15 protein-coding genes are annotated in these 20,413 nt (G+C 61.4%); 5 read left to right on the forward strand and 10 right to left on the reverse strand.

Annotated elements, in window-relative coordinates:
• Positions 1-4: 4 nt before the first annotated feature.
• From NDI72_RS16860 to NDI72_RS16870, 3 genes are all read right to left on the reverse strand, one after another.
• A complete protein-coding gene (locus NDI72_RS16860; protein ID WP_113157061.1) occupies positions 5-829 on the reverse strand; it encodes a carbohydrate ABC transporter permease in 825 nt (274 codons plus the stop codon).
• Positions 826-1,701, reverse strand: a complete 876-nt coding sequence (locus NDI72_RS16865; protein WP_113157062.1) for a carbohydrate ABC transporter permease — start codon at positions 1,699-1,701, stop codon at positions 826-828. The genes NDI72_RS16860 and NDI72_RS16865 overlap by 4 nt, the downstream gene beginning before the upstream one ends.
• Positions 1,702-1,796: 95 nt before the next feature.
• Positions 1,797-3,029 (reverse strand): ABC transporter substrate-binding protein, encoded by a 1,233-nt coding sequence (locus NDI72_RS16870; RefSeq protein ID WP_283801083.1) that lies wholly within the window; start codon positions 3,027-3,029, stop codon positions 1,797-1,799.
• A 290-nt stretch (positions 3,030-3,319) separates the two neighbouring features.
• On the opposite strand from NDI72_RS16870, the gene NDI72_RS16875 reads away from it, so the two are divergent.
• The 5 genes from NDI72_RS16875 to NDI72_RS16895 all read left to right on the forward strand — a co-directional run bounded on the left by NDI72_RS16875 (position 3,320) and on the right by NDI72_RS16895 (position 7,692).
• On the forward strand, positions 3,320-4,078 hold the full coding sequence (locus NDI72_RS16875; protein WP_283801084.1) for an SDR family NAD(P)-dependent oxidoreductase: 759 nt from the start codon (positions 3,320-3,322) through the stop codon (positions 4,076-4,078).
• An 11-nt stretch (positions 4,079-4,089) separates the two neighbouring features.
• Positions 4,090-5,160, forward strand: coding sequence for an ABC transporter ATP-binding protein (locus NDI72_RS16880; protein ID WP_113157065.1), 1,071 nt, complete (start codon positions 4,090-4,092; stop codon positions 5,158-5,160).
• 2 nt (positions 5,161-5,162) lie between these two features.
• Positions 5,163-6,074, forward strand: a complete 912-nt coding sequence (locus NDI72_RS16885; protein WP_113157066.1) for a MurR/RpiR family transcriptional regulator — start codon at positions 5,163-5,165, stop codon at positions 6,072-6,074.
• 4 nt (positions 6,075-6,078) lie between these two features.
• On the forward strand, positions 6,079-7,137 hold the full coding sequence (locus NDI72_RS16890) for a D-TA family PLP-dependent enzyme (protein WP_283801086.1): 1,059 nt from the start codon (positions 6,079-6,081) through the stop codon (positions 7,135-7,137).
• A 69-nt stretch (positions 7,138-7,206) separates the two neighbouring features.
• Positions 7,207-7,692, forward strand: a complete 486-nt coding sequence (locus tag NDI72_RS16895; RefSeq protein ID WP_206548940.1) for a hypothetical protein — start codon at positions 7,207-7,209, stop codon at positions 7,690-7,692.
• Positions 7,693-7,757: 65 nt separating this feature from the next.
• Here the strand turns inward: NDI72_RS16895 and NDI72_RS16900 are convergent, their stop codons facing one another.
• The 7 genes from NDI72_RS16900 to NDI72_RS16930 all read right to left on the reverse strand — a co-directional run bounded on the left by NDI72_RS16900 (position 7,758) and on the right by NDI72_RS16930 (position 19,860).
• Positions 7,758-8,831, reverse strand: coding sequence for a sn-glycerol-3-phosphate import ATP-binding protein UgpC (locus NDI72_RS16900; protein WP_283801088.1), 1,074 nt, complete (start codon positions 8,829-8,831; stop codon positions 7,758-7,760).
• A 16-nt stretch (positions 8,832-8,847) separates the two neighbouring features.
• Positions 8,848-9,684, reverse strand: a complete 837-nt coding sequence (gene ugpE, locus NDI72_RS16905; RefSeq protein ID WP_113157070.1) for a sn-glycerol-3-phosphate ABC transporter permease UgpE — start codon at positions 9,682-9,684, stop codon at positions 8,848-8,850.
• A 12-nt stretch (positions 9,685-9,696) separates the two neighbouring features.
• Positions 9,697-10,578, reverse strand: coding sequence for a sn-glycerol-3-phosphate ABC transporter permease UgpA (gene ugpA / locus NDI72_RS16910; RefSeq protein ID WP_113157071.1), 882 nt, complete (start codon positions 10,576-10,578; stop codon positions 9,697-9,699).
• A gap of 59 nt (positions 10,579-10,637) precedes the next feature.
• A complete protein-coding gene (ugpB, locus tag NDI72_RS16915; RefSeq protein WP_113157072.1) occupies positions 10,638-11,963 on the reverse strand; it encodes a sn-glycerol-3-phosphate ABC transporter substrate-binding protein UgpB in 1,326 nt (441 codons plus the stop codon).
• Positions 11,964-12,408: 445 nt separating this feature from the next.
• Positions 12,409-14,199 (reverse strand): ShlB/FhaC/HecB family hemolysin secretion/activation protein, encoded by a 1,791-nt coding sequence (locus NDI72_RS16920; RefSeq protein WP_283801090.1) that lies wholly within the window; start codon positions 14,197-14,199, stop codon positions 12,409-12,411.
• Positions 14,200-14,201: 2 nt separating this feature from the next.
• Positions 14,202-17,876: a beta strand repeat-containing protein gene (locus NDI72_RS16925; protein WP_283801091.1), complete on the reverse strand. Its 3,675-nt coding sequence runs from the start codon at positions 17,874-17,876 to the stop codon at positions 14,202-14,204.
• Complete coding sequence (locus NDI72_RS16930; protein ID WP_283801093.1) at positions 17,839-19,860, reverse strand: two-partner secretion domain-containing protein; 2,022 nt, start codon at positions 19,858-19,860, stop codon at positions 17,839-17,841. The genes NDI72_RS16925 and NDI72_RS16930 overlap by 38 nt, the downstream gene beginning before the upstream one ends.
• Between the last annotated feature and the right edge of the window lie 553 nt (positions 19,861-20,413).

Genomic DNA, 20,413 nt, shown 5'->3' on the forward strand with positions numbered 1-20,413 from the left:
AGACCTATTTCACCGCGCCGATGGCGAGGCCGCGCACGAGATAGCGCTGCAACCAGGCAAAGATGATGGCGACGGGAATTGTGGCGACGAACGTGGCCGCCATGACATGGTGCCATTCGACCGTGTAGCGGCCGGCAACCAGCGAGAAGATCTGGATCGGCAGCGTGTAGCTCTCCTGCCGCCGCAGCATGGTGAGTGCGATCACGAACTCGTTCCAGGCATTGATGAAGGAGAAGATGGCGGTGACCGTCATCGCCGGAAGGGCAAGCGGCAGGAACACCATCACCAGCGCCTTTGCCGGGCTCGCGCCCTCGATCCAGGCGGCTTCCTCCAGATCCTTCGGGATGGTGGAGAAATAGCTCTGCAGCATCCACACCGTGAAGGCGACGTTGAACGCGCCATAGACGAAGACGATGGAATTCACATTGTCGAGCAGGCCGAGCCACACGACCAGTCGGAACAGGCCGATCACCAGCACGATGGGCGACAGCATCTGCGTGACCAGAAGGAACTGGCGGAAGAAGCCCTGTCCCGCGAAACGGAAACGGCTCATCGCATAGGCTGCGGGAATGGAGACGGCGAGCGCCAGCACGGTCGACAGAACCGAAACATAGACCGAGTTCCACAACGCATTGCCGAAATTGGTTACGGCCCACATGTCGATGAAGTTGCGCCATGCCGGCTCGCGCGGCCACCAGGTGGGCGAGAGCACTTCATTTGCCGGCTTGATCGCGGTGATGAACATCACGGCGAACGGGAACAGGATCAACACGATGAGCGGCGAGAGCAGCGCCCAGTAGAGGAAGGATTTCTTCAGCTTCGGGCTCATGTGCGCTCCCTCCGCATGGCCAGCGAGACATAGAGAACGGTGAAGGCAAGCAGCAGCACGAACATCATCACCGAAAGGGCCGAGGCCTCGCCGAGTTTCCCGAAGCGGAAGCCCAGCTTGTAGAGATAGGTGACGAGAATGTCGGTGGAGTTCGCAGGACCGCCCTGCGTGGTGGCCCAGATGATCGGGAACGAGTTGAACACATAGATCATGTTCAGCACGATGGAGATGTTCAGGAACGGCTTCATCAGCGGCAGGGTGATCTCGCGGAATGTCTGCCAGCGCGACGCGCCCTCAAGCTTCGCCGCCTCATAAAGATCGTCGGGAATGGAGGAGAGGCCGCCCAGAAAGATCGTCGTGGTGAAGGGCACTGTGACCAGAATGCCGATCATGATCTGCACCGGAAAGGCGGTGGAGGCGCGGGCGAGCCACTGGATGTTCTGGTCGATGAGACCGAGGCCATGAAGGCCGGAATTGAGCATGCCGCTTTCGCCGTTCAGCGCCCAGCGCCAGACAATGGCGGTCATGGTCAGCGACACGGCCCAGGGCAGCATGATGATGACGCGCGCAATCGCGCGGCCATAAAAATCCTCATTGAGGATCATGGCGACGGGCACGGAAACGACGAGCGTGCCGATGACAATGGCGCCGGTCCAGATGAAGGTGCGCCACAGCGCGCCCAGAAAATCCGGATCGGTGAAGACCGCCACGTAATTTTCGACACCGTTGAAACCGCGCAACTGGCCGAAACGATTGACGTCATTGAGCGAAATCGTGCCGAGCTGGTAGAGCGGCCACAGGATGATGAACGCGGCGAGCAGGAACCCCGGCAGGATCAGCAGATAGGGATTGGTCAAAGGCGAGCGGATCATGGTCCCGTCACGTTTTGCCGGCTCATCGCCGGATGAAACTTGGAAGTCAGCATGCGCGGCGCTGGGCCGCGCATGCCGGTTCGGTCAGGCCGTGATCAGTTGCCGAGAATGCTGTTGATCTCGCCGGCAGCGGCATCAAGCGTGGCCTTGGCCTCGCCATTGCCCAGATAGATGGTCTGGACCGCATCCGACGTGGTGGCCGCGATCTCCTCCCAGCCGGCGATGACCGGTGCAAAGCGGGCGTCCGGCAGAAGCGCGGTGAACTCCTTCAGATCGGCATTGTCGGCAAAGGCCGGCTGCGCCGCGACTTCCGGATTGACCGGCAGGAAGCCCTCGCCGGAGGTGAACTTGGCGCGCCATTCGGTGGTGAACAGCTGATCGAGGAACTTCCAGGCCAGATCCTTGTTCTCGGAATTCTCGAACATGATGATGGAATCGGTCACGCCATAGGTGCCACGGTCACCCTCGGGACCGGCCGGAATGGCCGCCACGCCATATTTGAGATCCGGCGCTTCTTCCTTGATCTGGTTGGAAAGGAACGGCGCGGTGATCATCATGCCGACCTTGCCCTGCTTGAACAGGTTCTGCACGTCCTCACGATTGTAAGAGGTGACGCCCGGCTGCGTTGCGCCGGAATCGATCAGCGACTTGTACATTTCCGCCGCCTTGTAGCCGGCGTCGGTGTCGAGGCCGGACGTGCCGTCTTCTTCCACCAGCTCGCCGCCATAGGCCCAGAACGCATAGTAGAAATAGACGTCCGTCTCGATTTCCTTGCCCTGAAGTCCGAAGCCGGCAATATCATCGCCCAGCGCGCCGATCTTCTTGGCTGCCTCGGCAAGCTCATCCCACGTGTCGGGAACTTCGGTAATGCCGGCCTGCTCGAACAGGTCCTTGTTGTAATACATGGCGCGGGCCGATGCGGCGACCGGCAGCCCATAGGTCTTTTCCTGCATCACCGAAGGCTCAAGGAAGACCGGGAAGAAGCGATCTTTGAAGTCCTGAGTCATGTAATCATCGAGCGGCGCGGCAATGCCCTGATCCACAAAGTCGATCAGCCAGCGCGTTCCGATGATCGAGAGATCGGCATTGGCGCCGCCGGAAATATCGGTGGTCAGCTTTTGCAGAAGCACATCCCACGGCACCACTTCGACCTGGATTTCGGAGCCCGGATTGGCTTCCTCAAAGGCTTTTGCGGCTTCCTCGAAATACGGGCCGGTTTTCGAGCTGTATTCCGCAACGGTCACGCGCACGGTCTCTGCATGCGCCCATCCCATCGCGGCTAACAAAGCAGCGCCGGCAACGGCTGTCCTGAGTGCAGTCCTTTTCATGTCTGTCTCCCTGTTCCTCTCTTGGGTTCCTGTTCCATCTCCCGTTCGGGAGGCGGCGGCCTGACCTGTTTTCCCGGCTGCCTTCTCGGCGTGAGCGGCAATCTTTTATGTAATTTTTTTACAGAAATTCGCTTCTGGCAAGGAAAATCGCACAATCGTGTTGCTAAATTACGATTTTTCGGCAAGCTTTAGATGTCGGCTGGTGTAACTGCCGACGCCCCGTCTGCCTGTGAAACGAAAAACACGAGCACAAAAGCGGCGGACGAAACGAGCGAATGAATGGGAGTGCAATGATCGATCTTGGTGGCCAGAGAATCGTCGTAACGGGCGCGGCCGGTGGCATTGGCCGGGCCATGGTGGAGGTTCTGTCGGGTTTCGGGGCTTCAGTCGTCGCGTGCGATCTGGATGAGGCTGACTTATCGTTCGACGGCGTTGCCGAGGCGCAGCGTTTCGACCTGCTGGACGATAAAGCGGTCGAGGCGGCTGCAAAACGGATCTGCGAAAACGGGATCCCTTCCGCCATCATCTCCAATGCCGGGTGGACACGCGCCGAAACGCTGGATGATGTCACGCCCGAAGCGCTGACCCATGAGCTGAACCTCAATCTGCGCAGCGCGGCGCGTCTTTCGCAGGCGTTTCTGCCCGCCCTGCGCCAGCGCGAAGGCGGTGCGGCCTTTGTTTTCATCTCCTCGATCAACGCGCTTTCCCATTACGGCAACCCCGCCTATGCGGCTGCCAAGGCGGGGCTGATCGCCTGGATGCGCGCGGTCGCCACGGAAGAAGGCCGGAACGGGATCCGCGCCAATGCGATCACACCTGGTTCCGTTCGCACCATGGCGTGGGATCATCGCATCGAGCGCGACCCGGAGATTCTCGGCAAGGTCGGAGCGCTTTATCCGCTGCGCCGCATGGTGGAGCCCACGGAAGTGGCGCGCGCCGCCGCTTTCCTCGCCTCCCCGCTTTCAAGCGGCATCACCGGCACGGTGCTTCCCGTGGATGCAGGCATTTCCGCCGGAAACCTGCCCTTTCTCGAACAGATCGCCGGCTAAGGAGCCCCTTCATGGCTGAGTTGAAACTGACGGATATCTGCAAACGCTACGGCTCTCTGACAGTCATCGAGAAACTGTCTCTGGCCATCGACGATGGCGAGTTTGTCGTTCTGGTCGGGCCGTCCGGCTGCGGCAAGTCCACGCTTCTGCGCATGATTGCGGGGCTGGAAGCGATCAGCGCCGGCGACCTCATGATCGGCGGCGCGCGCGCCAACGATATCCCGCCACAGAAGCGGGACACCTCTATGGTGTTCCAGTCCTATGCGCTCTTTCCGCATATGAGCGTGCGCGACAATATCAGCTTCGGTCCGCGCGTGCGCGGCGAGCCCAAGGACGAAACGGAGCGCCGCATCAAAAAGGCGGCTGAAATTCTCAATCTTGGCGACTATCTGGATCGCAAGCCGGGACAGCTTTCCGGCGGTCAGCGCCAGCGCGTCGCCATGGGCCGCGCCATCGTGCGCGATCCGAAAGTATTCCTGTTCGACGAGCCCTTATCCAATCTCGACGCCAAGCTGCGCATCCAGATGCGCACCGAGATCAAGGCGCTGCATCAGAAGCTCGGCACCACCATCGTCTATGTGACCCACGACCAGATCGAAGCCATGACAATGGCCGACCGGATCGTTGTCATGAATGGCGGCAATATCGAGCAGGTGGGCACGCCGCTGGAGCTCTATGACAACCCCGCAAACACCTTTGTCGCCGGCTTCATCGGCTCGCCTGCCATGAGCTTCCTTCAGGCGCGGACGGAAAGCGCCGATGGCGCGCCGGTTGCCGTTCTGGGCGATGGCAGCAAACTGCCCATCGCCGCCGGCGCGGGCGACGGACGCCCGGTCACGATCGGCATCCGGCCTGAATCCTATGTGCGTGACCCGCAGGGACCGCTGGCGCTCAAAGTGGCGGTGGTGGAGCCGACAGGACCGGAAATCCATGTGTTCGGAACGATTGCGGGCGAGGATGTGCGCGTCGTCCTGCGCGACCGCGATCTGCCGCGGCCCGGTGAGGAATTGCGGCTTGCGGTGCCCGTCGAGCACGTGCATCTGTTCGACCACGACAATGGCCAGCGACTGAAGGCAGCCTGAAAATGGACGAACGCGCGCCCAACGACACGGAACGAACGGTCGATATCATCGCCCGGCTGCAGGACCGGCTGGAGCGGGGGCGCGGCGCGGAAATTCGTCTGGTCGAGAGCATTCTGGCCGACCCGCATTTCGCGGCGCATGCGCCGATTGCGCAGATCGCCGAACGGGCGGGCGTGAGCGAACCGACCATCACGCGGCTGGCGCGGGCGCTCGGTTTCCCCGGCACGCGCGACATGCGTTTTCACCTTGCGCAGGCGCTCGCCATTGGCGGGGCCTATCTGCGCGAGCCGAGCGCGCCGGTGGAGGAGCTACCGCTTTCCGGTCAGGTGGTCGCAAAGGTGGCGACCGGCGCACATGCCGCGCTCGACCTCATGTCGATGGCGCTGGCCGATATCGATCTGGAGCCGATGGCCCGCAGCATCAGCCGGGCAAGCCAGATCCTGATCTATGGCACTGGCGGCAGCTCGTCCTTTGCCGCCGTGGAATTGCAGAACCGGCTCTTTCGCCTTGGCCTGCACGTCACCGCCCACACCGATCCGCAATTGCAGCGCATGAGCGCTTCCGTTCTGGAGCCGAAAGCGGTGGTGATCGGGTTTTCCGTTTCGGGCCAGGCGCCCTCCGTCATGGATGCGGTGACCATCGCCCGCCAGTATGGCGCGCGGGCTTACGTGGTGACGACGCCCAACACGCCGCTGGCCGAGGCCGGCGACGCGCTTCTGCCGCTGACCTTCAAGGAAGACGGCAATCTCTACAAACCTTCCTCCATGCGGTATGCGCTGCTGGCGAGCGTCGACATCATCGCCATGGCGACGGCCCTGACGCTCGGCAAGAAGGTGCTTGAACCGCTGCGCCGCGTGCGCCATAGCCTTGCCAGCCAGAATATCCGCGATCCCGAACTGCCCATTGGAGACTGATGCCGTGCGCATTCTCGACCTGGAAACGCCGGCGGTGGTCATCGACCGCGCCAGGGCGAAAGCCAACCTTGTTCGTGCCCAGGCCTATGCCGACGAACATGGCCTGAAGCTACGCCCGCACATCAAGACGCACAAACTGCCCATGTTCGCAAAGCTTCAATGCGACCTGGGCGCAGTGGGCATTACCTGTCAGAAAATCGGTGAGGCCGAAGTGATGGCCGATGCCGGGATTTCCGACATCTTCATTCCCTACAACATTCTGGGCGCGGGCAAGCTCGACCGGCTTCTGGCGCTGCACCGGCGCATCACCATCTCGGTCACCGCCGACAGCGCGGTGACGGTGGAGGGTTATGCTGCGCATTTCACCGATCCCAATCATCCCCTTCCGGTTCTCATCGAGTGCGATACGGGCGCGGGGCGCTGCGGCGTGCAGACGATGGAAGAGGTCGTGACGCTCGCGAAAGAGATCGACGCAGCACCTGGCCTGCGCTTCGAAGGCTTGATGACCTATCCGCCGCGCGGGAAACTCGCCGAGGTGGAAGAATGGCTGAGCGAGGCCATCGCTGCACTTGAGAAAAACGGCCTCAGGGCGAACACGGTTTCCAGTGGCGGCTCGCCCGATTTCTACGAGGCGGGAAGCGTGAAGAGCGCGACCGAGCACAGGCCCGGAACCTATATCTATTCAGACCGGATGCAGGTGGCTTTCGGCCATGGCACGCTGGAAGACTGCGCGTTTACGGTGCTTGCCACGGTGGTGAGCCGCCCGACGGAGAACCGCGCGGTCATCGATGCGGGCTCCAAGGCGCTCGCCGCCGACCTCGCGCCCGTGCCCGGCCATGGTCACATCGTGGAATATCCCGATGCGGTGATTACCGGGCTCAGCGAGGAGCACGGCGTGATCGATCTTTCAGGCTCTGCCAAAAAACCTCAAATCGGCGAGAAAGTGCGCATCATTCCCAACCATGTCTGCCCGGTGTCCAACCTCTATGACGAGGTGAACCTTGCCGATGGCGACATCGTCACCGAGACCGTTCCGGTCGCCGCGCGTGGCCGCCTGACCTAGAGCAATTCCAGGAAAAGTGGGGACGCTCTAGACCCTGCCCCAAACCCCATCATCAAGACGGAGGAGCTGATGAACTACGACAAGAATCCCTTTCCCGAAGGCGACGCCGACCGTCATTACTTATGGGAGATGCTGGTGCGGCGCGATATCGACGCGTTCCTCTCGCAGGACTGGTCGATGGTGGAAGGGGATTTTGCCGAAGACCGCTTCTTTGGCATGCACGCGCATTTTTTGAGCGATGCGGATTCCTGGCGGCTTCAGTTTCCCAACGTCGAGACCTATCGCGACGAGTGGCTGCGTCAGGGCAAGGAAACGGCGGCCACTACGTTTGCCGAGCCGCTGCGCGAAGCCCTGTTCCGTGTTACCAACATGCGCGACATCGACATCGATGGCGACCGCGCGGTGCTGCACAAGAAGTTCAACGGCATGGTTGCCAAGGCCGACGGCACCGTCGACCGGCTGAACTGGCAAACGCTCTATTTCTGCTCGAAGATCGACGGGCGCTGGAAGATCACCGGCTTTGTCGGTTACATGCCGAACCCGCTTTGCACCTGATTTTCATAAGCTTGCGCTAACATTTTCAAGCGCCCGTCGGGCCTTTCGCCCGGCGGCGCTTTTTGTCAGAGGCGCTTGCCGGTCTCGGCATCGAAGAGATGCGTCATGCCCTTCTGGATGGCAAGCGGCAGCGTGTCGCCGGGGGCGACCTGCGCGCTGCCGGACAGCCGGGCGATCAGTTCGCCGCCCGCGCCATTGGCGCCGGACAGTTTGCCGTGAGCAAGCGTGTCCGCACCAAGCGTTTCCACTGCGGTGACCGACAGGTTGAGCGTGGCCTCATCCGCCGAAACAAGCTGCAGATGCTCCGGGCGCACGCCGAAGAGAAGCGGCCGGCCAGCTTCTGCGGGCTGGGCGTCGAGCGCCAGCTTGCCGCCGCCTTCCAGCTCAAAATCCTGACCTGAAACACTGCCCTGCAGAATGTTCATGGCCGGCGAACCGATGAAGCCGGCGACAAAGCGCGTGGCCGGACGTTCATAGACATTCATCGGCGTGTCGATCTGCTCGGCAATGCCGCCATTCATGACCACCAGCCGATCGGCCAACGTCATGGCTTCCACCTGATCATGCGTCACGTAAAGCGCGGTGGTGCCCACCGAGCGCTGCATCTGCTTGATCTCGAGACGCATCTGCACACGCAGCTTGGCATCGAGGTTGGAAAGCGGCTCGTCGAACAGGAAGACGGCAGGATTGCGCACGAGCGCGCGGCCCATGGCGACACGCTGGCGCTGACCGCCGGAAAGGGCGCGCGGCTTGCGGTCGAGATAGGGCTCGAGCTGCAGCATGGTGGCGGCCTTGTCGACCCGCTGGCGGATCTCGTCCTTCGTCTTGCCGGCAATCTTCAGGCCATAGGCCATGTTGTCGAACACGCTCATATGCGGATAGAGCGCGTAGTTCTGGAACACCATGGCGATGTCGCGCTCGCGCGGTTCCAGATCGTTGACCAGCCGGCCGTCGATTTCCATCGTGCCGCTGGTGATGCGCTCAAGGCCTGCGACCATGCGCAGAAGCGTGGACTTGCCGCAACCGGAGGGGCCGACAATGACGATGAACTCGCCATCGGCCACATCGAGGCTTACGCCGTGAATGACCTCGGTCTTTGCGTAGGATTTGCGGATATCGCGAATGGAAATCGTCGCCATGCCGATTTCGGTCCTTCTATTTTTCTGTCTCGACGAGGCCTTTGACGAACAGGCGCTGCATGAAGATCACCACAGCCACCGGCGGCAGAACGGCCAGCATGGCGGCTGCCATGGTCACGGGCCAGTTGCCGTAGTCATCGGCGGTCGGCATCATCTGCTTCAGCCCCATCACGATGGTGTTCATCTCCGGCTTTGTGGTGATGAGCAATGGCCAAAGGAACTGGTTCCAACCATAGATGAAGAGGATCACGAACAGCGCTGCGATGTTGGTCACCGAGAGCGGCAGCAGGATGTCCTTGAAGAAGCGCAGCGGCCCCGCGCCATCGACGCGCGCAGCCTCCACCAGCTCGTCCGGCACGGTCATGAAGAACTGGCGGAAGAGGAAGGTGGCGGTTGCCGAGGCGATGAGCGGCAGGATCAGGCCGGTATAGGAATTGAGCAGGCCAAGCGAGGCCACGACCTCATAGGTCGGCACGATACGCACTTCCACCGGCAGCATAAGCGTCATGAAGATCGCCCAGAAGGCGAGCATGCGGAAGGGGAAGCGGAAATAGACGATTGCATAGGCCGACAGGATGGAGATCGCGATTTTGCCGATCGCAATGCCCATGGCCATGATGAACGAGTTGAACAGCATGCGCCCGACAGGCGCGGTCACGCCCGAAGCCAGCGCCTCGCTGTAATTGTCGATGAGATGCGGCCCGGGCAGCAACGGCATGGGCGGGCGGATGATGTCAAAATGCGTCAGCGTCGAGCCGACGAAGGTGAGATAGATCGGGAAGCAGACGATGGCGATGCCGATGATCAGCACCGCATGCATCAGAATGGTTCCAAAACCCCGTTTTTCGACCATGATCCGCCCTCCTCAGTAATGCACGCGCCGCTCGATGAAGCGGAACTGGATGACGGTCAGAATGCCCACGACAACCATCAGGATGACGGACTGGGCGGCGGAGGAGCCGAGGTCCTGCCCGACGAAACCGTCGGAATAGACCTTGTAGACGAGAATGGTGGTCGACTGACCGGGGCCGCCTGCCGTCATCGTGTGAATGATGCCGAACGTCTCGAAGAAGGCATAGACGATGTTGACCACCAGCAGGAAGAAGGTGGTGGGCGACAGAAGCGGGAAGATGATCGTGCGAAAGCGGTGCCACTTGCCCGCGCCGTCGATGGCAGCAGCCTCGATCAGGCTCTTCGGAATGGCCTGCAGACCGGCCAGGAAAAACAGGAAATTGTAGCTGATCTGCTTCCACGCGGCAGCGAGGATGACAAGCGACATGGCCTGACCGCCATTGAGAACCGGGTTCCAGTCGATGCCGATGGCCTTCATGTAAAAGGCGATGACGCCGATGGAGGGCTGGAACATGAACAGCCACATCACGCCGGCAACGGCGGGCGCGACGGCGTAGGGCCAGATCAACAGCGTCTTGTAGGTCCCCGCGCCTTTTATGACCTGATCGGCCATAACGGCGAAAAGCAGCGCGACCGACATGGAAACCACCGTCACGAAGAAGGTGAAGACCGCCGTCGTGATGAACGACTTGAGATAATACGGGTCGCTGAAGAGATATTCGAAGTTCGAGAACCAGACGAACTGCGCGCCCAGACCGAACGGATCAGGCAGAAGCAGCGACTGGTAGAGGGCCTGTGCGGCAGGCCAGAAGAAAAAGACAATGGTCACCAGAAGCTGCGGCGCAAGCAGCAGATATGGCAATAATCGATTGTCGAAGGTTACGCGTTTTTCCATGGGCCGACCAAATGATACGGGGCCGGCAGCTGTTGTGCCGGCCCCGCAATTTTACAAGATTAGCGCGTCGACTGCTCGAAGCGGCGCAGCAGCTGGTTGCCGCGGTTCACAGCTTCGTCGAGTGCGGTCTTGGCGTCTTTCTCACCCTGCCATACGGCTTCCAGTTCCTCGTCGATGATGGCGCGGACCTGATCGAAATTGCCGAGACGGATGCCCTTGGAGTTGTCCGTCGGGGCCTTGCCGGTCATCTGCAGGATGGCGATGTCGGTGCCCGGGTTCTCGTCGTAGAAGCCCTGCTCCTTGGTCAGCTCGTAAGCGGCGGTGGTGATCGGCAGATAGCCGGTGTCCTGATGCCACTGAGCCTGCACTTCGGCGCTGGAGAGGTAGTTCAGGAAGTCGGCAACGCCGGCATATTCCTCGCCCTCATGGCCCGACATGACCCACAGCGATGCGCCGCCGATGATCGTGTTGAAGGGCGCGCCTTCCGCATCCGCCCAGTAAGGCAGGTTCGTCACGGTGAACGGGAAGTCGGCCTCGGCCTTCACACCGGCATAGCCAGCGGAGGATTCGGTGAACATGGCGCACTCGCCCGAACGGAAGCGCGCACCGCCCTCATTGCGGCGGCCGGAATAGCTGAACAGGCCGTCTTTCGCCCATGCGCCCATCTTGTCGATGTGCTTCACCTGCAGGTCGCCATTGAAAGCGAGCTCGGTGTTGGTGCCGGCAAAGCCATTGGCTTCCGTGGCGAACGGCACATTGTGATAGGCGCTCAGGTTCTCAAGATGAATCCAGGACTGCCATGCCGTCGTGAGCGGGCACTCGGAGCCCGATTCCTTCAGCTTGACGAGGATTTCCTCAACTTCCGACCATGTAGCCGGCTTGGTTTCTGGGTCGAGACCGGCAGCCTCAAGCGCGTTCTTGTTGATGTAGAGAACGGGCGTGGAGGAGTTGTAGGGCAGCGACAGCATCTCGCCGTCGGTGTTCGTGTAGTAGCCGGCAACCGGCGCGAGATACGCGCTCGGGTCGAAATCGGCTTCGGCTTCCGCCATCACTTCGTAGACCGGCTTGATCGCGCCCTTGGCAGCCATCATCGTCGCGGTGCCGACTTCGAACACCTGCAGGATGTGCGGCTGTTCGCCGGCGCGGAAGGCGGCGATGCCTGCGTTCAGAGCTTCCGAATAGTTGCCCTTGAGCGTGGCAACGACTTCATACTGGTCCTGGCTGGCGTTGAAGTCCGCTACCTGCTTGTCCAGAAGTTCACCGAGACGACCGGTGAAAGCATGCCAGAACTGGATCTGGGTTGCTTCGGCCTGTGCGACGCCGACCATTGCCGGCAGCGCCACCGTTAAAGCAGTCGCGGCGGAAAGCATTGCGCGAAATTTCATCTCTTATCTCCCTGTAGAGCTGGTCGCCGATTTTGAAACCGATCTCTCTTGACCAGCTATTGTTACCGTTGGATGACAACACCTGAAGAACAATATGTCTATACCTGTCGGACACAGAATTTTCATATTACTTTCATTTACCTTCGTTTTTGGCATAGCGAAAGAGGCATTCGATGCGGCGTTTTTGTCGCGCGTGCGGCGCGCGGAAGCACACTGCTTTCGCGTGTCACCGCGGCAGTGCGCATCAATTGGCAGGGTATTCAGACAATGCGCCTGGCAGCCACGACAACTGCATTTATTTAATTGTGGATGGCATTGCAGCCGCGCAGGGCGACGGGGAACAGCCGCCATCACTTGGCGACAGCAGCCGTCTCACGACCTGAAGGAACATCCGAATCGTCAATGCCATGAGCCGGCGCGCATGGGACGGCGTCGGTCCAGACAGCTAGAAACGCGCCGTTATGGAACCCTGCAGGTTCCAGTCGCCGGCCTGCGTGTTTCCACCGTCACTGAGAGCAACGCCGGCTATGAAACTGGCTGAGAAGGTTTCGCCGACACTGTAATCGAACCCCACTCCAAGCCCGCCCAGCGTCGTGCTCCGGTCCGTGCTGTGATCGCCCCCGAAGCCGAGATCGGCGAAGAAGTAGGGGGACAGGCTGTCCTGAACGGGCGGAAGCCAGTCGCCCCCGACCCCGTCTCCCAGCAGCGAGATGTTCGGCAGACGCAACTCGTTGCGCCAGATGATGCCGCTGTCCACGCTCACATCATCGTAATTGTAACCACGCACCGCATAGCGCCCGCCAAGAGAGACGCGCTCGGTATCCGGCAGCGCCTCGCCGGCAAGGGTTCCCGAGAGTGAGGAAATCCAGGAAAGCTGAGCCGGCAGTGGCGTGGCGCGGGTGAGATCCATGGCCAGGTAGGCATATCGAAGGTCATCGATACGACCGTTGGAAAACGGGTGCCAGCTGGCCATGTCATTGCCGTGAAGCACACCGCCCGGATTGGCTTTCACGCGCACATCGACGACCGTTTTGCCCCAGCGGTCTTCGAAATCCCCGCTCCAGCCCAGCACCAGCTGGAAAAGCTCCGCACTCCCCTCTGCCACCGACACGCCGTTGAACAATGTACGGCGTTCGAGACGCTTGAACTCAACACCGCCATAGATGTCGCCCCAATAGCGTCCCGGCAGGATGTTGGAGACCGCCGACCGATAGATCACCGGCAGTTCGAACGTGGTGTTCTCAATGGTGAAAAAGCGGTTCGGCCGGTCGCTGCTCGCAACCAGGGCCGGGGCGATTTCCAGACTTTGGCGGGCGAAGGTCGGGATGGTCAATCTGCCCGCATGACTGATGTAACCCGGATAATCACCCTCCCGCGGAATGATGATCCCCGGGTCGCTCCAGATGTCGTCGCTTGCCGTCATCTGATAGGAAATCCAGGGTGCGCCCGGCAGGGGCAGACGCGCAGAACCACCAAGGAAATAGCGGTCCCGCCCGGTGTCGCTTGAGCCGGAATTCGACCAGCCGGCAAAAACCTGCCAGGGCCGCTGCGTCCGGATCATGACGTCAAGATTGCTGAGCGCGGTGTCCTCGCCGGGCCGAAACACCCCTTCGGCGCGCCGGTATGGGGTGCGGTTCAGCCAGTTCAGATCCTCTTCCAGCGCCCGTGCATCGATTTTCTCTCCGCGCGCCGCGCGCAGCCCCTTCCGGATGCCCTCGGCTTCGCCAGCGGCGACGCCTTCGACCGTCACATCGCCTGTGCGGAACTCTATGACGCGAACCTGCAGCACACCGCTGGTGATTTCCTGCGGCGGCAGGGTGACGGAGACAAACGGGTAACCGGCATCCCTGTAGACGCGGGCGATTGCCGCCTGGATTTTGCCCGCCAGCGCCAGGGTCAACGGCTCGCCGATGAACGCGCCCAGTGCAGTCTCGGCGGCCTGCCGGTCGATGATCTCGATTTTTCCCCCGACGCCTTTCGGCGGTGCAGCGGCAGCCGCATCATCTTCCCCGATCAGATAAACGCCGGCCAGATCAACCCCGAGCGGCGTCGTGTCTGTCGCACCGAACTCCTGTTCATCAACGCCGAGAGAAACCGGCTCACCCGGCGCAACCTGCGGCAGGTTGCGCTCGAGAGCCGACTGCGCAAAAGCTGCCGGATGAAGGAACAGGATGCCAGCGCTCAGTGCGATGGGCAGCGTCAGCAGATGCTGACGGATCGAAAACTCTGATGTCATCATCATTCCACCGCAGCGCTCAGCCATGCGCCGTAAGATCGGTTACAGGGGTAGACGGCCAGCGGGCCGCTTTCGCTGACAGCCACCGGTTCACAGGTCTCGGTCTTTCCATCCTCTGCTTCGATCAGCAGAGGCGGTGAAGACTCATATGCCTGAGGCTGGATATCGGGTGTCGGGATATTCGACCCGTCGAGGACGGTGAGAATGCCGCCGAGATAGGTCAGTTCGTAATTGGGCGAGAGCGCCAGTGAGCCCTGACCAATGGCGTATGCGCCGACCGGTGAGTTCAGGTTCGCCGTCGTGGACAGGCTGCCGCTCATCTGGTCGCCATTGACCAGCGATCCGGAAACGATGGCGTAGGTCAGCGCGGGATTGGCTTCGTCAATGTCGCGCTGCAGATCGTCCGCCCGCACCGTGACTGCGCGCCTGTTGACGGTCACGTCAGCGCCGGTGAAGGCGATCTGATAGTTGCCGCCAGCCGATAACGACCCCTGCGTGATCCCATAGGCGCCCACATCGCTGGTGGAGGTCGCGCCACTGGACAGCGCTCCGGTGAATACCGATGCGTTGTCGCCGCCGACCAGTCCGCTGTGGGAATAGCCAAGGGTCGGCGCACCGTCGCCATAGGTCATGCTCGCCGCATTCGCCGTCACCCACAGGGTCGCCGGCGTGATGGCGAGAGAACCCGATTCAAGCGTCAGATCATAGCCAAACTGGCCGGAATATAGCCCCGCCAGGGTCAGGTTGCCGCCTGTGTAGGTTCCGGCATCTGCGTTGGCTGCAAGATAGCCTGCCGTGCCGAAAATCCGGGAGCCGTCATAGGGGCCGCCATAAACGAGCGTTCCCACATCGGAACTTGCTGCGCTGCCGTCATAAACCTTGCTGACGCTGCCGCCCGTCACGCTGAGACCGGTCATGAAACCGCGCAGGAGCGGGGTCGTATACCCATCGTAGATGCGCCAGACCGCGCCTGTCCCGCCCTCATCATCAATGTTGAAGCCATAAGCGGTGAAGGTCGAGAGCTGCGTCATCTGCGCGCCTGTAAGGCCGGTCACGCCGGGAACCGTGGGATCATACGAGAAGCCGACAGCATCCGTCAGGCCAGACGCATCGGTGTCCCATAAAGTCGCGCTGAAGGAAGCGCCGGTATCGACGAGCCCTGCAATGCCGCCCTCATTGCCATCGCCGGCAGAGGCAGAGCCTGTGGCATAGGCTCTTGCAACCGATCCGGATGTAGCCAGTTGCCCCAGAAGGCCGCCCGCGAACGCGGCAGCCGACACGGCGCCCGTCGCATAGGAATCCGTGATCGACCCGTCATTCACGCCGGCCAGGCCACCGGCCCCGTTGCCGCCTGCCGTCACATTGCCGGTAGCGAAGGATTGCGTGATGGAGCCCGTATTGTACCCGACCAGACCGCCAAAGTTGAAGTTCAGGTTGATCGCGCCGCCGACGGTCACATTGCCGGTGGCGTAGGACTGATGGATCGTCGATCCGCCATAGGCGACACCAACCAGCCCCCCGATATCGCTGACGCCGCCAATGCCGGTCACCGCACCGGTGGCGGAGGATCGGGCGACCGTCCCATCCAGCGTGCCGACCAGACCGCCGATGCTGTGGGCTGTGCCGGAAACGTCCGTCGAGGTCTGCACATCACCGATGGTGGATCCGGCGTATCCAGCCAGTGCGCCAACATGACCATTGCCGGTGATGCTGCCGCCGGACAGGATGAGATCCGACAGGGACGAACCGGCAGCGGCATAGCCGAACAGGCCGACATAGTCGTCGGCGGCGCGGTCGATGGTCAGACCGCTGATCGCATGCCCCTGTCCGTCGAGACTGCCGCTGAATTCGGCGCCGTAGACGCCGATCGGGTCGAAGCCTGCACCGCCATTCCAGCCTGCCGTACCCGATGCATCGATATCGTTGGCAAGGACAAAGGCGCTGCCGAGAAGACCGCTCGATCCCACGCCCTGCAATCCATAGACATCCGCGATCTGATAGGGCGTTGCAGATGAGCCATCGCCCCCGAGCGCACGAAGGAACTCGCCGCCCGCTATGTTGAAATCATTGGCGTGGAAACCCGGAAGTGTGCTGCCGACCTGCGTCCAACTGGCGTCAGACTGGAACCGGTCGACATAGATGTCGCCGGTCACCATGGCGGCGACGTTGGTTGCGGTGCCTGTCCGGTCAACGCGCAGCCTGCCACTGGCGGCCGTCACCGATCCGTTGACCGTGATCGAAGTGTTGCTGGCATGACTGTAGAGAGTGAGTTCATTGGAACTCGCCCAGGCAAGGTCCCCGTTTACCGTCAGGTCGCCATTGACGGCCCCGACAAACACGGAACTCTTGTCGACAGAGAATGTGCCGCCGGTTGAAGCGGTCAGCCCGCCCCCTGCGTGCATACTCATGTTGAGTGAAAAGTCAGATCCGGCGTCCAGAACAATATCAAGGCTCTTGCCATTGTTGTCCGATCTCAGAACGCTGCCCGGAAGATTGGTTATGAAATCCAGATCGCTGTCGCTGAACGAACCCAGCGTGGCCTGCAGGTTCGTGGAAACATCCGTAAGAGCCGCGGCGTCCGTCTCGAGCCGGAACGTGTTGCCCCAGATGTCCGCGCCGGAGACCCCGCTGGCAGTCATGCGGTCGGAATAGGTTGCGCTTTGCGTGCTCTCACCATCGAGATAGGTGAGAACGCCGGCAGCGTCGAGCGATCCCGCATCGGTCAGGATATAGTAGTAGCCATTGGCGCCGGTAACGGCAGAGCCAAACAGGCTGCCGCCGGAAATGCCGCTGACATCAGCCCCGGAAAGCGGTGTGCTGCCGCTGTCAGCATAGGCCGTGCCCGAAACGGCAACCGGCGTCGAAGCATATTGCCAGCCGAAATAGGGGTAGAGGTCGTTGCCAGTGGCCCAGATGGTGTTGTTCAGGCTGAAGCCAAGCCCGAAGTCGAGCGAGCCCTGCATCTGCGCGGTGGTCCGGCTGCCGGTGTTGGTAACTGTCGGAGTATAGAACGCCGTATATCCGATCGCGTCGCTCTGTCCGGTCGTGCCAATGTCCCAGGCCGCGTTGGTCATGGATACATTGTTATTCCGGAGCGTACCAATAAGTGCGCCCGCATAGCCATCGGTCGCCACGCGCCCCGTGACAAAGGAGTTCATAATGGTCGTGTACCGGTCGGCCTCGCCAATGAGACCACCCGCAGAAGCACCATTGATGCCGAGCACCTGTCCGGCAAAATAGCTGTTCTCAATCGTGAGGTCCTCGGAGCCCCCGACAAGACCTCCAGCCACACGGAAGTTGCCTGACGCAACAACCGTCGCGGTCGAGTAGGAATTTTCGACCCTGTTGCTGTTGTCATTGGCGGTTCCAACGAGTCCGCCAGAACGCGATCCGGTTATTGTTCCAGTCGAGCTGGAATTCGATATGGTCAGCCCCTCAGTCACAATGCTCACCAGGCCACCGACGGCGCTGCCCGTGCCGTTTTCCGTGACAGAAACATCCGCATGCACATTGGTCATCGTCGATCTGTCGAGGTTTCCATGAAACCGGCCTACGACGCCTGCGCCCCACGTTTCTGTCTCAACCGTACCGCTGACAGTGACATTCGACATGTGATGACCGATGGCCCAGCCGCTGTTCTCACCGACCAGGATCGCTGTCTGGGAACCTCCGGTCACGCTGGCATTGGTGACGTTGAGGTCCTTGATTTCCGGCTCCGACGGAACGGCCCCCCCCCCAATAAGAAATGAGTGCAACATTGTGACCTGAGGGCCGGTTTATAAACAGCCCGTCGATCGTATGGCCCTGGCCGTCCAGATTGCCTGCCAGTCTGACGGGCCTGAACCCTGCGCCGCTGTTCCACCCCGACACTGGCGACGCATCGATGTCACTGACGAGCTGATAACTGAGTTGAGCAAACACCCCTGCTCGATGATCCCTGTCTGTGATTCCCTGAAGCCCGTAGATATCGGAGAGCTGATACGGGTTTGCTGCGGTCCCGTCCCCGCCGCGCGCCCGCACAAACTGCCCAGCATACTCATCAACCCGGAAGTCGCCCGCCTTGAATGATGGCAGGGCAGCCCCGACCTGCCCCCAATAGCCGCGCTGAAGGGTGAAGGTCCCGACATCGACAAGGGCATAGTTGGAATGGGTGTGGATCGTGCCGACGCTATCGGGTCCGCCCTGACCTTTTGCGATCAGCGTCAGGCCGCCATTCGGCGCCAACACGCCAGCGTTCATCTCGATATCGTTGTAGGCGTCCAGCGTCAGCGTGTTTGTGCTGCTCCAGGCCAGGCCATTGTTCACGATAATGTCGCCGGCGCCAGGGGTGCCGGCCACGGGGCCGTTTGCGGTCGTCGCCGTCGTTTGCAGCGTGACGTTCGAGTTTGCGAGGGCGTTCTGAATCGTCTGCGCCGGCCCGTAAGTGATGATGATGTCTTCCGGGTCGATCAGCCAGTTGCCCGTCGTACCGCCCGCAGCGGATGTGTCGATCGAGACGCCGTTGAAGTCGACGGTCTTCCTGCCCGAAGTCTCGATAAAGCCACCCGTGCCGCCGGTCCCGCCCCGCGCGCTGAGCGCGCCGGAGACGGTTGTGTCCTTTTCGGCGAAGATCATGATCTCGCCGCCCCTGTCGCCATCGCTTTCAGCGGAGGCGTCAAAGGTTCCGGTGACCGTGATGTCCCCGCCGGTGACGGTGATCGTTCCGCCCTCGCGCGCCGGACGCGGTGTCGGAATGGGCACGTTCGCCGCCATCCTGCGGGCCTTGAGGCGACCGCTGGCCCTGACCTTGCCCGTGGCCCCGGCGGTCAGAAAAATGCGGCCGCCGGAACTGGTGACGCCCGTCGCCTTGATGACATCGTCCGTGTTGCCGGCCAGTGCATAGACATTGCCGCCATTGGCGCGGATCTCGGCATTCGCGGCAGCAATCGTGCCGGAATTCACCGCTTCTGTGTCCGGGCCACCAAGTTCCACGGAGAGGAGCCCGTCCGTATCGGCGGCATCTTTCATCAGCACCTTGTAGCCTGCGCCAAGCGCGGCGGTGCCGTTGGGGGCTTCCAGTGTGCCGGTATTCTCCACCCGCCGGGCAATCAGGGCGATGTCGCCCTGTGCAGAGCGGATCGTGCCGGCATTCGTCACCTCGGCGGTGCCGTTGCCGGAGAAGGTCATCCCGCCGCCATTGAGGAAATCACTGTCGGTCACGTCATGGGTGGAGGCGACAAACGAACCTACCGTAGCGACCAGACCGCCACTGCCGACCACCACACCGGCTGGATTGATGAGGAACACGCTGCCGGTCGCGGTGAGGCTGCCGTCGATCTGGCTTGAAACATTGCCGGTGACGCGATTGAGCGTCGCGCCGTTGCCGTTGTCGAAATGAACCTGATTGCCCGATCCTACAGAAAAGCCGCTCCAGTTCACGACGCCGGTTTCGGTCGTCTGGCGGATATCCAACCGCGCGCCGTTTGCCGATATTGTCCCGTTGCCGGTCGTAAACTGTCCCCCGGTGGGCAGAACGTCATCGGCCATGGCGGTGGCGGGAACGAGCGCCGTGGTCAGCATGAGCGACGCGTACAGCGCGCGGGAGAGCCGGACACGCTTGGATAAGGTCCTGCTACCCCTCCCGGTTTCCGTCGCACAGAAACCAACCATCCGATCCGTCATGCCTCAATATCCTCCCGGAAGACACGTGTTCCAGCCGATATCACTTTCAATACAGAGTGTTTCAGGTCAGATTCCACCTACCAATTCTGACCAATACTGACTGAATCTGACGACCGGGCTGGCTTACTGGAGCGCATTCGTGATCATTGTTCGGTCGAACTCATTGTCAGGCCGTGCGACGCTGCTTCTTTCCCGGCTCGCGCAGTGTCTAGGCCATGCTGGCCTCATTCAGCGCCATCACAACGCGCCAGCCTGCTCGCATGTTTGACCTGCTCGCATGTCTGAGATGTAAACAGCGACCTGCCGCGTAAACGCCTTCCCTTTCGTTCTGGAAGCGAGGGGGGCATGATGGGCAAAACCGTGTGCAGCGACGGTTTCAAAGTAAGAAAATCTGGCTTATGGGCCAATAAGCCCCGCATGGCTGACCAGTGCGACCTCTTCGGAGGAGATCACAGTGCAGGGAACGATAACGCCCCGCTCTTCACCGAAACCGGTCAGTCAAGCAGAGGCCTGACGCTCCCATAACGTGTCAGGCTCCAGTGTGTCCGCACAT

The sequence above is a fragment of the Nitratireductor sp. GZWM139 genome, assembly GCF_030068685.1.
GTDB classification, from domain to species: Bacteria; Pseudomonadota; Alphaproteobacteria; order Rhizobiales; family Rhizobiaceae; genus Nitratireductor; species Nitratireductor aquimarinus.

Excerpts from the sequence above, each read along its gene's own strand:
- NDI72_RS16860 (WP_113157061.1), bottom strand. The coding sequence starts at position 829 with ATGAGCCCGAAGCTGAAGAAATCCTTCCTCTACTGGGCGCTGCTCTCG.
- NDI72_RS16865 (WP_113157062.1), bottom strand. The coding sequence starts at position 1,701 with ATGATCCGCTCGCCTTTGACCAATCCCTATCTGCTGATCCTGCCGGGG.
- NDI72_RS16895 (WP_206548940.1), top strand. The coding sequence starts at position 7,207 with ATGAACTACGACAAGAATCCCTTTCCCGAAGGCGACGCCGACCGTCAT.
- NDI72_RS16875 (WP_283801084.1), top strand. The coding sequence starts at position 3,320 with ATGATCGATCTTGGTGGCCAGAGAATCGTCGTAACGGGCGCGGCCGGT.
- NDI72_RS16930 (WP_283801093.1), bottom strand. The coding sequence starts at position 19,860 with ATGACGGATCGGATGGTTGGTTTCTGTGCGACGGAAACCGGGAGGGGT.
- ugpB (WP_113157072.1), bottom strand. The coding sequence starts at position 11,963 with ATGAAATTTCGCGCAATGCTTTCCGCCGCGACTGCTTTAACGGTGGCG.
- NDI72_RS16920 (WP_283801090.1), bottom strand. The coding sequence starts at position 14,199 with ATGACATCAGAGTTTTCGATCCGTCAGCATCTGCTGACGCTGCCCATC.
- NDI72_RS16870 (WP_283801083.1), bottom strand. The coding sequence starts at position 3,029 with ATGAAAAGGACTGCACTCAGGACAGCCGTTGCCGGCGCTGCTTTGTTA.
- ugpE (WP_113157070.1), bottom strand. The coding sequence starts at position 9,684 with ATGGTCGAAAAACGGGGTTTTGGAACCATTCTGATGCATGCGGTGCTG.
- ugpA (WP_113157071.1), bottom strand. The coding sequence starts at position 10,578 with ATGGAAAAACGCGTAACCTTCGACAATCGATTATTGCCATATCTGCTG.
- NDI72_RS16880 (WP_113157065.1), top strand. The coding sequence starts at position 4,090 with ATGGCTGAGTTGAAACTGACGGATATCTGCAAACGCTACGGCTCTCTG.
- NDI72_RS16885 (WP_113157066.1), top strand. The coding sequence starts at position 5,163 with ATGGACGAACGCGCGCCCAACGACACGGAACGAACGGTCGATATCATC.
- NDI72_RS16900 (WP_283801088.1), bottom strand. The coding sequence starts at position 8,831 with ATGGCGACGATTTCCATTCGCGATATCCGCAAATCCTACGCAAAGACC.